This is a genomic window from uncultured Cedecea sp. (assembly GCF_947498825.1).
GTDB lineage: Bacteria > Pseudomonadota > Gammaproteobacteria > Enterobacterales > Enterobacteriaceae > JGM124.
In genome coordinates this window covers 273794-287229 of sequence record NZ_CANMLV010000002.1, presented here as the reverse complement: position 1 = coordinate 287229, position 13436 = coordinate 273794, and the positions used below count along the sequence as shown (strand labels likewise).

The 13436-nt window shown below is 46.7% G+C and carries 12 protein-coding genes; all 12 read left to right on the top strand.

The window, feature by feature from the left end; all coding sequences use genetic code 11:
• Positions 1–242 precede the first annotated feature (242 nt).
• The 12 genes from Q1A40_RS04750 to Q1A40_RS04695 all read left to right on the top strand — a co-directional run bounded on the left by Q1A40_RS04750 (position 243) and on the right by Q1A40_RS04695 (position 13433).
• On the top strand, positions 243–1679 hold the full coding sequence (locus tag Q1A40_RS04750) for a HAMP domain-containing sensor histidine kinase (RefSeq protein WP_299998280.1): 1437 nt from the start codon (positions 243–245) through the stop codon (positions 1677–1679).
• Complete coding sequence (qseG, locus tag Q1A40_RS04745) at positions 1676–2404, top strand: two-component system QseEF-associated lipoprotein QseG (protein WP_299998279.1); 729 nt, start codon at positions 1676–1678, stop codon at positions 2402–2404. The genes Q1A40_RS04750 and qseG overlap by 4 nt, the downstream gene beginning before the upstream one ends.
• Entirely contained in the window at positions 2401–3738 is a 1338-nt protein-coding gene (gene glrR, locus Q1A40_RS04740; protein WP_299998278.1) for a two-component system response regulator GlrR, read from the top strand. The genes qseG and glrR overlap by 4 nt, the downstream gene beginning before the upstream one ends.
• 325 nt (positions 3739–4063) lie before the next feature.
• Positions 4064–4402, top strand: coding sequence for a nitrogen regulatory protein P-II (gene glnB / locus Q1A40_RS04735; protein ID WP_299998277.1), 339 nt, complete (start codon positions 4064–4066; stop codon positions 4400–4402).
• A gap of 770 nt (positions 4403–5172) precedes the next feature.
• On the top strand, positions 5173–5541 hold the full coding sequence (gene acpS / locus Q1A40_RS04730) for a holo-ACP synthase (RefSeq protein WP_299998276.1): 369 nt from the start codon (positions 5173–5175) through the stop codon (positions 5539–5541).
• Positions 5542–5569: 28 nt separating this feature from the next.
• Positions 5570–6325, top strand: coding sequence for an SDR family NAD(P)-dependent oxidoreductase (locus Q1A40_RS04725; RefSeq protein WP_299998275.1), 756 nt, complete (start codon positions 5570–5572; stop codon positions 6323–6325).
• 16 nt (positions 6326–6341) lie between these two features.
• Positions 6342–6932: a 3-hydroxyacyl-ACP dehydratase FabZ family protein gene (locus tag Q1A40_RS04720; protein ID WP_299998274.1), complete on the top strand. Its 591-nt coding sequence runs from the start codon at positions 6342–6344 to the stop codon at positions 6930–6932.
• Between the two features lie 20 nt (positions 6933–6952).
• Positions 6953–7294 (top strand): acyl carrier protein, encoded by a 342-nt coding sequence (locus tag Q1A40_RS04715; RefSeq protein WP_299998273.1) that lies wholly within the window; start codon positions 6953–6955, stop codon positions 7292–7294.
• Positions 7295–7296: 2 nt separating this feature from the next.
• Positions 7297–8547, top strand: a complete 1251-nt coding sequence (locus Q1A40_RS04710; protein WP_299998272.1) for an aminomethyltransferase family protein — start codon at positions 7297–7299, stop codon at positions 8545–8547.
• A gap of 71 nt (positions 8548–8618) precedes the next feature.
• Positions 8619–11177: a beta-ketoacyl-[acyl-carrier-protein] synthase family protein gene (locus tag Q1A40_RS04705; protein ID WP_299998271.1), complete on the top strand. Its 2559-nt coding sequence runs from the start codon at positions 8619–8621 to the stop codon at positions 11175–11177.
• Positions 11174–12409: a beta-ketoacyl synthase N-terminal-like domain-containing protein gene (locus Q1A40_RS04700; protein ID WP_299998270.1), complete on the top strand. Its 1236-nt coding sequence runs from the start codon at positions 11174–11176 to the stop codon at positions 12407–12409. The genes Q1A40_RS04705 and Q1A40_RS04700 overlap by 4 nt, the downstream gene beginning before the upstream one ends.
• A complete protein-coding gene (locus Q1A40_RS04695) occupies positions 12396–13433 on the top strand; it encodes an ATP-binding protein (protein ID WP_299998269.1) in 1038 nt (345 codons plus the stop codon). Before Q1A40_RS04700 ends, Q1A40_RS04695 begins: the two co-directional genes overlap by 14 nt.
• Positions 13434–13436 lie beyond the last annotated feature (3 nt).

The window sequence follows — 13436 nt, the reverse complement described above, 5'->3', positions numbered from 1 at the left end:
AGGCAGGGTTTTGACCCTGCCTTTATTGTTTCTGTCCCCCCGTCATTCCTCAAGTTACTTGGGTGTTGTTGCTGCTGCGAGAATAGCCGAATCATATCGTTCATTTATGCTCATCTATGCTCATCGCCTGTCTGAACTGGATGCCAGAGAGTCACCCAAATTATTTTGGTTGTAAACTCTGCTTTCAACTCAATTCAATCCCAGCTAGCATCTTGTTAGCGCGATAAAATGAGATGAGTCAATTGAACAAGTGGCATGCCTTTCCCCGCTCATTACGACAACTTGTAATGATTGCTTTTTTCTTGGTACTGGTTCCGTTACTGGTGCTTGCATGGCAAGCCTGGCAGAGTCTGAATGCGCTCAGTGCTCAGGCAGAACAAACTAACCGCAGTACCGTGGCAGATGCGCGCCGTAGCGAAACTATGGCAAATATTGCTCTGGAAATGGAGCGAAGCTATCGACAGTACTGTGTCCTGGAAGATTCCCGCCTGCTGAACATGTATCAGGAACAGCATGGAAAATATGCCCAGATGCTGGAGGACCATGCTCCGGTTATTGCTGATCCCGCCCTTTTGCAAACACTGACTAAATCATTGGCGGCGCTTTCCACTTTTCAGTGTCGTAATAACGCCCCGGATAGTGCAGCATTGCATGAACTTGAAGTCTTTGCTGCTGGCAATGCTGATATGCTTCAGGCGACGCGTGCAGTGGTTTTTTCTCGTGGTCAGCAATTGCAGCAGGATATCGCTGAGCGTGGTCAGTTCTTTGGCTGGCAGGCGCTGGTGTTATTTTTATTGAGCCTTAATCTGGTGATTATTTTTACCCGCATGATTATCGGTCCGGTAAAGAGCATGGAAAGGATGATTAAACATCTTGGCGAAGGGCGATTGCTGGAACACGGGGAGAGTTTTAAAGGTCCGAGAGAGTTCAGAACGATCGGACAACGTATTGTTTGGTTAAGTGAACGTTTACGCTGGCTGGAGTCTCAGCGTCATGAGTTTTTACGCCACATTTCTCATGAATTAAAAACGCCGCTTGCCAGTATGCGTGAAGGCACAGAGTTATTGGCCGATCAGGTTGTCGGGCCACTTACGGCCTCACAAAAAGAGGTGGTGTCTATACTTGACGACAGCAGTCGTCATTTGCAAAAGCTGATTGAACAACTACTGGATTATAATCGACGGACCATAGACGGAGCCGTTGAGCTGGAAAAAGTGGAAATCTCCCCGCTTGTCAGCAGTGTTATAGCGGCGCACAGTTTACCTGCCAGAGCGAAGCATATGCGTACTGAAATTGAACTCATCTCTGTTGCTTGTCTGGCCGAACCTCTATTGCTGATGAGCGTCTTAGATAATCTCTATTCCAATGCGGTGTACTATGGCGGTGAATCCGGTACCATTTATATTCGTAGCGTCCAGTCAGACAATCAACTCTATATTGACGTAGCGAATACCGGTCAGGCAATTCCTGAATCGGAAAGTGAAATGATTTTTGAACCTTTCTATCAAGGAAGCTTGCAACGTAAAGGTTCAGTGAAAGGCAGCGGATTAGGCCTTAGTATTGCCAGGGATTGTATTCATCGGATGAAAGGTCAACTCTACCTGATACATGATGAGAAAGCAGATGTTTGTTTTCGCATCGAATTACCGGTTTTTCCCGAGAATGATAAAACGCAATGAAAGAATATCTGTTAACTCTACTACGTGGTGCTATTGGTTCTCGCCTGGCTGCTACCATGCTGGTGGCAGGGAGTGGTGTGCTGATGGGCTGTACATCACTACCTGAATTACATCATGCGGAAAACGTTAACCAGACTCATTTAGCGGAGCAGCAGCTACCGGACTATCTCTCTGCCCAATGCTCGAATATCTGGCAACAGCATTCTGTCGATACGCTGGAAAATCCACTTTACTGGTTGCGAGGCATGGAATGTGCGCAGAGGCTCTCGCCTGCAGAAGCCAGAAGTGAAGCCCGTCAGTGGTCGGAGCTAACCTGGCAGGATACATTTAAGCGCGGTATTTTATTGTCCCCTGCTAAAATTACCCCTGCAGAAAGACGTAAGTACATGACTCAACTTGATATGCTGGCGACGGATATTCCACTCCAGATACGTTCTTTATTTATCGTCTGGCGTGACAGCCAGCGGGCTCAGTTAAGTCTGGTAGAAGAGCGTAGTCGCTACACTAAATTACAACAGACAACTGACAGCCAGTTGGATGAGTTACGTCAAACACAGCAGTTTTTACGTAATGAACTGGAAATAACGTCCAGAAAACTGGAAACAATGTCTGATATTGAACGCCAGCTTTCCAGCCGCAAACCAGGCAGCAACTATATTCCTGAAGAACCTAATAGTGAGGTTCGGGATAACCAAGAACAACTCTCTGAAGAGGACAAGCCATGACGTCACATAAACCGGCGAGTTTACTATTAGTCGATGATGACCCGGGCTTGTTAAAACTGTTGGGCATGCGTTTGACCAGCGAAGGTTATACCGTGAGTACTGCTGAAAGTGGTGCGGAAGGGCTACGGGTCTTGGGGCGTGAAAAAATTGATCTGGTGATAAGCGACCTGCGGATGGATGAAATGGATGGTATGGCCCTTTTTGGCGAAATCCAGAAGGCCCAGCCAGGCATGCCTGTCATTATTCTTACGGCACATGGTTCAATTCCTGACGCGGTGACAGCAACACAACAAGGTGTATTCAGCTTTTTGACTAAACCGGTAGATAAAGATGCACTTTACCGGGCGATTGACGATGCTCTGGCACATACGGTTCCGGCCGGAGAGGAAATGTGGCGCGAGACGATTGTTACGCGTAGTCCCGTGATGTTACGTCTGCTGGAACAAGCCCATAAGGTGGCCCAGTCTGATGTCAGTGTGCTGATCAATGGCCAAAGTGGAACCGGAAAAGAGGTTCTGGCCCAGGCGATACACCAGGCGAGTCCGCGGAGTAAAAAAGCCTTTATTGCAATTAACTGTGGCGCATTACCAGAGCAGTTACTGGAGTCAGAACTATTCGGTCATGCGCGTGGCGCTTTTACCGGGGCGGTGAGTAATCGGGAGGGATTATTTCAGGCCGCCGAAGGAGGGACGCTTTTTTTAGATGAAATTGGCGACATGCCACTTTCACTACAGGTAAAACTGTTACGCGTCTTGCAAGAACGCAAGGTTCGTCCGCTCGGTAGTAATCGCGATGTGGATATTGACGTACGGATCCTGTCGGCAACCCATCGTAATCTTCCCAAAGCGATGGAGCGTGGGGAGTTCCGTGAAGATTTATTTTACCGCTTGAATGTCGTGAGCCTGAAGCTCCCTGCGCTAAATGAGCGTGCTGAAGATATTCCTCTGCTGGCCAGTCAGTTACTACGTCAGTCAGCAGATAAACATAAGCCCTTTGTTCGTAGTTTCTCTACTGAGGCTATGAAACGATTAATTTCAGCCAGCTGGCCGGGTAACGTACGTCAGCTTGTGAACGTCATTGAACAATGCGTTGCCCTGACTTCAACCCCCGTGATTAATGAAGCCTTAGTGGAGCAGGCGTTGGAAGGAGAGAATACTGCTCTTCCAACCTTTGTTGAAGCCAGAAACCAGTTTGAACTTAACTACTTACGAAAACTGTTACATATTACTAAAGGCAACGTGACGCATTCCGCACGTATGGCCGGCCGAAATCGGACTGAATTCTATAAACTACTGGCCCGACATGAACTCGATGCCAATGACTTTAAAGACTAGCCTGTGGTAGTGTGAGCAGATGCCGATTTATACCCGTCATACTTCAAGTTGCTTGGGTGTTGCCTGCGTTCAGCCCGCCGAATCACATAGTTTACCTATGCTCATCGACGGGCTGAACTGGGCGCCTACAAGCAACTCGAATTATTTTGGGTATATACCAGTCATACTTCAAGTTACCTGAGTGTTGCCTGCTTCCAGCCCGTCGAATCACATAGTGTATCTATGCTTATCGACGGACTGAACTGAGAGTCTACAAGCAACTCGAATTATTTTGTGTATATAACGAAAAACAGCATACGATGTGGCGTGGGGAAAGAGTAATAATATGAAAAAGATAGAAGCAATTATTAAACCGTTCAAACTCGATGATGTCCGTGAAGCTTTGGCTGAAGTTGGTATTACGGGTATGACCGTGACTGAGGTTAAAGGGTTTGGTCGTCAGAAAGGCCATACTGAGCTGTATCGTGGTGCTGAATATATGGTGGATTTTCTGCCAAAAGTGAAAATTGAACTGGTCGTTACTGACGATATCGTCGATATCTGTGTTGATACTATCGTGCGTACTGCACAGACCGGAAAAATTGGTGATGGTAAAATTTTTGTCTTCGACGTTGCTCGCGTGGTACGAATTCGTACTGGCGAAGAAGATGACGCGGCTATCTAATAAAAATCCTATAAATCCTCGCTCTGAGTGAAATACAGGCGGGGATACAGAAGCGTTAGTGCCTCCCTGTTAAACCTCCGTTGTTCTCATGACGAAACTTATCCTCTGGGACTGATACCTTCCGAATTAACGGGGAGTGTCGTTTTATTGGTTAAATCTGTCTCGCCCTTCCTCAGTATTCTTTAGCAGTATTCACCTGCCAGCAGCGCTTGGTTCCTCATCGTAGTACGTTTTTTCATATTGTTATTAGATAGTTATTGTCTGGAATAATCCTGTTGCTCTCTTTAATGTTTGATTAAATATTCATTGCTGGGAATTTTCTTATTATATTCTCTGCTTTTTTTTCATGTTTTTATTAGGTTTTTTTTGCAGAAAAATAATAAGTAAAGTTCTTGTTGTCTTAATTTTTTGTAAATTTTAAAAGATGGGCGATGTTTTATTTTTTCTCGCGACCGCTTGTTATAATATAACCTCGCGAGATAATAATCTTATTTATTTGTCATTTTTAAATAATCTATCCTGTGGGGGAGGGGGGGGAGAGAATCTGACTGTAAACGAAATCTATTATTTGACCATTGTGCTTAGCTGAACTTGGACTGGACGGTATTGTAATGTTTGATTTTTAAGATAATATACTTTTCGAGGTTTCATTGACTGGTTTGTTTTCCTCATTATCGTATGGTAATAGCGTTACTCGCTGTATATGTCCCATGATTAAATCAGACTATTTAAAGTAGTTAGTTTGATCATTATTGAAGAAGAATTAAAAAATGAAACTTGGTGTGGATATTGTAGAGATCCATCGTATTGACAACATTGTGAAAAGAAATAACAGCCAGCTTCTGGACCGTATTTTAACTGAGTATGAAAGATCGACTATTGGCGATCTCAGCGAAAACTGTGAGCGTTTAGCGGGATTCTGGGCGGCTAAAGAAGCAGCGGTTAAAGCATTAGGCACGGGGTTTAGATTAGGAATATCTTTTCATGACATAGAAATTCGCCATGATGATTTGGGCTGCCCTTATTATCTTTTTTATGGAGAGTTTCTTAAAATAATGCAGGGTAAAAACATCCAACATTCTGCATTAAGCATTTCCCATTGTAAATCACATGCTATTGCCGCAGCTATATTGAGTTAAGTGTTATTAATTAATAAAGGACTATTAAATGGGAATGTACCCTGATTTGAGCGGGAAAAATGTACTCGTTACAGGAGCTAGCGGGGATATTGGCCTGGCCATCTGTCACAAATATTTAGATTTAGGCTGTCATGTTTATGCCATTTATCAGCATGACACTTCAGGGCTGGATAAGCTGAAAATAAGCCATCCGGCGGCCGACAATTTAAATATACTGCAATGCAATATTTCTGAGAAAGAACAGGTGAAAGCCCTTGCTGATAAACTCGAGCAGGAGGCGAATGCCATTCATGTTTTAATAAATAATGCCGGAATATATAGAGACAATTTATTTTCTGCTCTGACATATGAAGATTTCGATCAGGTTATTAAAGTAAATCTTTATGGCACTTTCACCGTCACCAAAGAAATGTTGCGTTTATTACGCCATGCACGAAATTCTACAGTAGTAAATATCTCCTCAGTCTCGGGTGTGACCTCCAGTTTTGGTCAGACAAACTATAGTGCAGCTAAATCCGGGATTATTGGATTTACGCGGACTTTGGCGTGTGAAATGGCCTCTAAAGGCGTTCGCGTAAATGCTGTCGCTCCCGGCATGATTGAATCCCGCATGGTGAAAAAAGTTCCCCGACAGATTGTACGTAATGTGATGTCAGCTATTCCGCTTAAGCGTCTTGGTCGAGTTGACGAGATAGCAAACGTAGTAGCTTTCCTCAGCTCAGATGCATCAAGTTATATCGTGGGTCAGACTCTGGTCGCCGACGGTGGGCTGGTGATGCGATAACCGACAGGAATGTTGAATGTCTAATTATAACAGAAGTTTAGTTTCACCTACGTTATTACTGAAGATGGGAGCGTGGCGAGCCCCGATATTTATGGTTGACCGTATTGTGGATTTCTCACCAGGTGAAAAAAGTTCGATTACCGTCATCAAACACGTCACCTTCAATGAATCCTATATTCCGGGACATTTTCCTGATAATCCGGTCATGCCTGGCGTCATGATTGCTGAAATTTTTGGTCAGGCCAGTGAGTACTTTAGCTTGGTTAATGACTTTTGCCAGCTACATGAACGTGAAACCGGTACGCCGTTAAAAAAATTCGATGACGTTTCCCGCGCGCTGCGTGAGCAGGCAGGTGTAGACCGTATTCTGGCTGAACGTCGTCGTATCGTAGGTTTCCTGGCTTCACAAGATGTGAAGTACAAACACGTTGTGTTTCCGGGAGACACCATCGAGGTGACCAGTCGTTTCTCTTTTGCTGATGTAAACGGTTTTCACCATTACGACGTGGAAGCACGGGTAGGGCGTCAGGTCGCCAGTACCGGACGTATCGTCAATTTCCGCATGGAACGCAGCCAGGCCGAAGGCAAAGGCATGTTGATTAACTAATCAGAAAGGAACACACCAAAATGAGCAGTATTGGACTTGATGCACAGATTGAACAACGGAAGTTGGTGTTGGAAAAAATCAAAACCGGATTGATTGAGCGTCTTAACCTTTATCAAGAAGTCAAACAAATTGATGATGATACCCCTCTGTTTGGCAGCGGACTGAAACTGGATTCCGTTGATGCAACAGAAGTCATTGTATTGCTTGATGAGACATTAAACATTCGTATTAAAGAGGGAGACGATCCGTCTTATATGCGTAGCATTAATACACTGGCTTCATTTGTTATTGAAAAACAAGCAGAACAGGCAGCAGAAGCAGAAGCAACGGACGCGGAAGCATCATCTACAGGAAGTAATTAAAAATGAGCAAACTTACTGATATTCATCAACAGCAAGGCGCCGTTATGGGCGAACGTAATGGTGTCACTCTCCCAATGAGTTATGGCGATGCCAGGGCTGAACATATCGCTGTACGTAAAAATATCTTGCTAAGCGATTACTCGCATTTTGGTATTGCCAGTATTAGTGGGGAAGGGGCTTGGTCACTGCTTAACCGCTTGGTCTCCGGTGATGTTTCCTCCATTCGTGACGAACAGGCGATGTACAGCCTGATCCTGGATGAAAAAGGCAACATTATCACTGATTTATATATTGCCTGTGATGATGAACGCTTCCTGCTGATCTCTGAATGGATGACAGGTGAAGCGCTATGCGACATGTTGCGCGCGATGCTTGAAGGCAATGAAGAAGAGTTTGAGGATATCGAAGATATTGAATCCTTGACCCCAGAATGGGGGACTTTACATATCGAAGGTCCTTATGCCTGGGAATTACTGGCCGAACTCTACGGTATGGACGTTATTGGTTTGCCATTCCAGGAGCATATGCGAGTCGATGACGAGATCCTGCTGCGCAGTGGCAAACATGGTGAATACTCTTACAAATTGATGGGATCTCAGGATTCTCTGGCCAATATCTGGGAGCAATTGCTCGAAGCTGGAGAAAAATACGATCTGCGTACTGGTGGCTTGAATTATCAACGCCTTGCCCGTCTGGAAAACCCATGCTGGGAGCCTCAGATTTTTAACGACTTCACCCGTTGCCCGATAGAACTACAAATGCAGTGGGTTGTGCGTTATGACAAAGAAAGCTTTACCGGTCTTGAAGCCGTAGCGGCACGGGTTGAAGAAGGTGTTCCCCTACGTGTTGTTGGCATGATAATCCCCGGTAAGCCTGAGCACACGCCTAAGCGTGGCGACCAAGTAACTCTTGATGGTACGAGTATCGGTGAAGTCATTACTTACGGTTACTCTGAGGATCTCGAAGCCGGGTTAGGACGATTAATGATTAAATCCTCACTGGCCTGGGCTGATATTGATGCCTACAAAATTGAGACTACCACGGGTTCAATTCCTGTCAAAACCTCCGCTGTGCCGTTTGCCCGTAACTATAGCTTCCTGGTAAACCCTTCTGAGCACAGTTATGTCGATAGCTCGCGTCCGCGCGATCTCTTGCAACAAATGGAATTACAGAAAGCTAAAGACGAAAAAGAGGCCAAAGAAAAGGCTGAAAAAGAAGCACTTGCGGTTGCCGATAGCGCTCCAAAAGCCTGATATTTTTATGCGCTATGCCTGTCATAGCGCTTTCCCCCTCGCTGTTTCAGTATGTAAACATGGAAGACATTATGAGCGTTACTCGCAAAAGAGTGGTGATTACCGGGATGGGTCATCTTTCCTCAATCGCCTCAAGCATACCTGAGTTTAAAAAAGCCCTGTTTGACAAAACCTGTGGCATTAAACCAAGCAAGAAATATCTTGAATGGTTTGAAGACGCTAACGCCTCTGAAGTTTTACAACCCCTTGAATGGCCTGAACTGTCGGAAGATGTCATTGCCACGCTCGATAATGCGGCGCTTTGGGCGTACAAAGTGGGCTATGATGCACTTAAAGACGGACAGTTACCCCGTGGTGAATTGCGTGACAAAACTGGCCTGATTATTGGAGTTTCATCCGCAGGAACAGAAGCTTTTATTCCTCTGATAGAACATCGTATGGATACTTTCTCCCTGAAGAAAGCGATGGTATCCGGGAGCTTTGCTTCATGCAGCGCCATCGTTTCTTCTCTGTTAGGGCTTAAAGGGGGATTTGAGCTGGTTGCGACCGCATGTACAGCCAGTACGAACGCCATGGGTATCGGCTATGATCTCATCCAAAACGGTAAAAATGCCACTGTTCTGGTTGTCGGTACCGAGCCTATTTATCTGCCCACTTTTGCTGGCTTCTATGCCCTACACGCCATGAAACGTTCTCCCTCCAGTCCATTCTCGGATACACCGGGTATGTCGATAGGTGAGGGAGCAGGCGCATTACTTCTGGAAGATTACGATCACGCTATCGCGCGTGGAGCAACGATTTACGGTGAAATGGTTTCTTACGCCACTTCCTGCGATGCCTATCATGAAACCGCGCCCGATCCGCGTGGTGAGGGTGCGGCGCAGGTTATGTTCCATGCCATGAAAAATGCCCAGATTACCCCGCAGGATATCGATTATATCAACGCCCACGGTACCGGAACGGAAGCTAATGACCGTTGCGAAACGCTGGCGATGAAAAAAGTTTTCCCGAACATCATGGATATTCCCGTCAGTTCAACCAAGGCTTATGTGGGACATAATATCGGTTCTGCCGGGATAATCGAACTGACCGCTTGTTTCTTGACACTGCCAGAAAACAAAGTCATGCCGACGTTAAACTTCGGTACTGCACGCCCGAACTGCGATTTGAACTATGTTCCGAATGAGTTCCAGGACAAGACCGTGAAGATGTTCATGAAGAACAACTACGCGTTTGGTGGTAACAACTGCTGCGTTATTGCCAGCGTTAAACCAGAGCAAAGTCCGGCCAGTACTTATCAGCCTAAAAGAGTTGCGATCACGGGGATGGGGGCTGTCAGTTCCGCAGGCCATACGTTGCACGAAATTCTGAGAAAAATGTGGTCACAAGAAGAACCAGAAGCTTTATATCCGTTAGTACTGGATGAGGCTACTCGCGAAGATTTCCGCAGTATCCTTGAACATATGGGTGAAAAGCACGAGGTGATGGATTACATTCGCAGACATTACGGTTCTGTGGATATTGAAAGTGAGCTGGGTAAACCGGCTGGTATGCACAAAGTTATTGATCTGGATCCACGTAAAACCTTACGTCGTTTCGATGCCCGTAAAGCGAATACCATCAGTACTTTTGCCTTACTGGCACTGACCCAGGCAATGACTGATGCAGGCCGTAAAATCAAACGAGACGGTCAGACGCTCGGTATGATCCTCGGAATGTCCAAAGGACCACAGACGACAGTTGATCGTTATCTGCAAAGTTTGTTCCCCGATCCTACTAAGGTACGTACTTCCGAATTCCCAGGTTCGTTGATGAATGCCATTTCGACGTTCTGTTCAATCTCTGAAGGGATCAAGGGCTATAACACCTCACTGGCAACAGGTAACAACGCCGGACTGGGCGCACTTACCTATGGTTATGAACTGATTCGTCAGGATCTTCAGCCACAGATGATTGTAGGCGGTGCTGACGAAGGCATGAGTTCTTTTGTCACCTATTTTCAGGCGCTTAGTGGTGATTTGCAGCTATCACAAGATGTCTCGTCTTATCAGGTCTATAGCGACAACTCGCAGGGATATATTCCGGGTGAAGGTGCCGCGATGCTGTTGATTGAAGATCTCAGTCTCGCCCAGGCTCGCGGTGCTACCGTTCACGCGGAAATTATTGGCTATGGTAAATCCAACGACGGTTGTTTCTTTGCCAAAGAAGATATGCCAGCCCGAACGGCCTCAATGGCAAGTGCGATTACTCAGGCATTGGATGAAGCAGGGATCCCGCTACAGGATATCGATCTGGTTTGCGGAACGAGTCAGGGTACGACAGAGCATGATGCAGTAGAAACCGGAGCAGTCCGTTCAGTCTTCGGTGAACTGTGCCGCACGCTGCCCTTCGTTAACTACAACGGATGGTTTGGTCATGTGGAATCCTGCATCGGTATTCTGAATATTAGTGTTGTCACCGAGATAATGAAACGTGGCGAAATTCTGCCTATTCCTTACACCAAAACGTTCTGTGCCAGCGATCTTGCTTTTGTCACTGAGCCCATGAAGAAAGTTGTCCGCACGGCACTGCTTCTCGGGGCGACAGAGGGTGGCAACCACTATGCTGTGATACTGAGGAACGTGGCGTGAAGCAGCCGGTTATTGCTAGTGGATGGGGAATGAACTCTGCTTTTGCGGAAGATTTCCCTGCCCTGATTACTGGCCTTAAGGATCAGAAGTTCGTCAGTGCTAAACCTTGGTTTGCGACGGATGATGAGTGGCAAAACCTGCGCTTGACTGTCAACCCTCACACCGTACCTGATGAACCTGCTGCACGTCCGGGTATTGAACGCATTCGCTTGGTTATTGATCAGGCGCTGAAGATGGCACAACTGAACGCGTCTGACCTCGCCGGAAAGCGGGTGCGAGTCTATATTGCCGGTAGCGGTGTCCGGGGCAGTATTAACGATTTTATTGGTTATCTGGACAGGAATGATACGGAAGATCTGCTGTTCTTTCCGCAGATTAAAAATCTACATGCCAAAGAGTATGGGCAGGATCAACTTGCCCATGCTTTGCTGGAAACCTATTCCCTCTCATGGCCACCGGTTTCTTTGTACTGTGCCAGTAATTCATCACTGGCAGCGTTGCACCTGGCTCAGTCCACGATAGCGGGGGGGGGTGCGGATCTGGCTCTGGTGATCGGTTGGACAGAAATATTGTACCAGGACGTTGTTTTACTGGGGGGGCTGGATATGCTGGGTGATAAACACCCCCAGCCTTTCAGTCATTACAGTGACAACATTCTGCCGGCAAACGGCACTGTGGCGTTGATTATTGAAAGCGAACAACATGCTACCCGTCGTGGTTTTACTCCACAGATCACTATCAAGAGCTCAGTTTGCTACCAGAGCGGTGCTGCGCGCGGTAATAGTACATTCAGCGCTGATTTTCGTTCTATCGCACAGACCCTGGATCGCGCCATTCAGGCGGCTGATCTTGAGCTGAAAGACATTGCCTGCGCCATGCCTCATGGCAACGGTATTATTTTCAGTGACAAGTCAGAAGCGATGGCGTTGCAAAAAGTGATGGGCAAGCATGCTGTACCGGTTGTCAGCTATAAAGGCCAGTTTGGCTATAGCTCGGCATGCAGTGGCGTTCTGGATTTTATGGTGGCCTGTGACGCCCTGATGCAACGTCGGCTTTTACCAATGGCGCTGCGTTATCCTGTTGATGAAAGTCTGGAGCTTGATCTTCCCGTCGCAAACCAGCCTTACCCTCTGACTGCGCGAAACATTCTCAAATCAGGACTCGGGATCGATGGTTCAGTCATTGCGATGGTACTGTCTGCCTGTCAGGAGGATATTCATGAACTCTCGTGAACGGATAATTCCAGCCGAGGCTATCAACCTTATCGGTTTTTCTTTGCTTGAACCCTCCGACGGAATGCAACTCTTTTCTCCCACGTGGTTTAACGTCTGGGAAGCCTCTTTGCATCAAAAAGCAGGGAAAAAAGCCGGCAGAAAAGCGTGGATGTTCAAACGCTTTGGTGTTGGGGATTCACTCTTACCAGCTCAGGCGATTCGTAAAGCCAACTACCGCGACTGGCTTAATAGCATGAGCGATGCCTGTGAACAGGCAATTGCACAGCTAGGAAAAAAAGGTGCCTTTCGCCTGCGCAATGAAAAAAATGCATTGCTGTATGTTGACTCATGGGGCGAAACCTCTTTTTTTGAAGGTGTTAATAGCTGGCGTGATGCCTTGAGTGTGGATATTTTACCGAAAAATATCGTCAGGGATTACGGTATTAAAGACTTTACGGGCAAAGTCCGTGGCGAGCGCAATGCGCTTATGAGCGCGTTGCAAACTGCGCAGGATTGCCTGAACAGTGGGCTGGCAGATAACGTGATTATCTGCGGGGGGTTTCGTAGTTTTCCCGTGCTGGCGCTTTCCGAAATAGCGGACCTGGCGAAACAACGCGGCGGTCAGCAGGACAATCACTGTCAGTTCAGCATTGAGCGCATTGGCTGCCTCATTCTCAAAAAAGCACCAGGTCAAGGGATTGCTCTCAACATCAGTGAATATTTCCCGTTACCTGTAAACGCACGTGAGGCCGCGCAGAAGCTCAATGCGCGCTGGCAGGAGTATATCGGTACCAACACTCGCCAGATTTTCAGTGTTTCCCCACCGTCAAAGGCGTGGCGGCAATTACAAACTCAGGCATTTGAGACGCTACCTTCTCAGATAGAGCACGCGATCCTCAGCGAAGATTATGGTGACAGTGGTTGTCTTAATCCGGCTCTTGCCTGGCAGCATCTGCTCAGTCATGACTCGCAACCAGGGCACAGTTTATTGAACGTTCTGGATGGCAAAGGTGGTGTATGGCTGCTGGAAAATTGGTCATAGGGA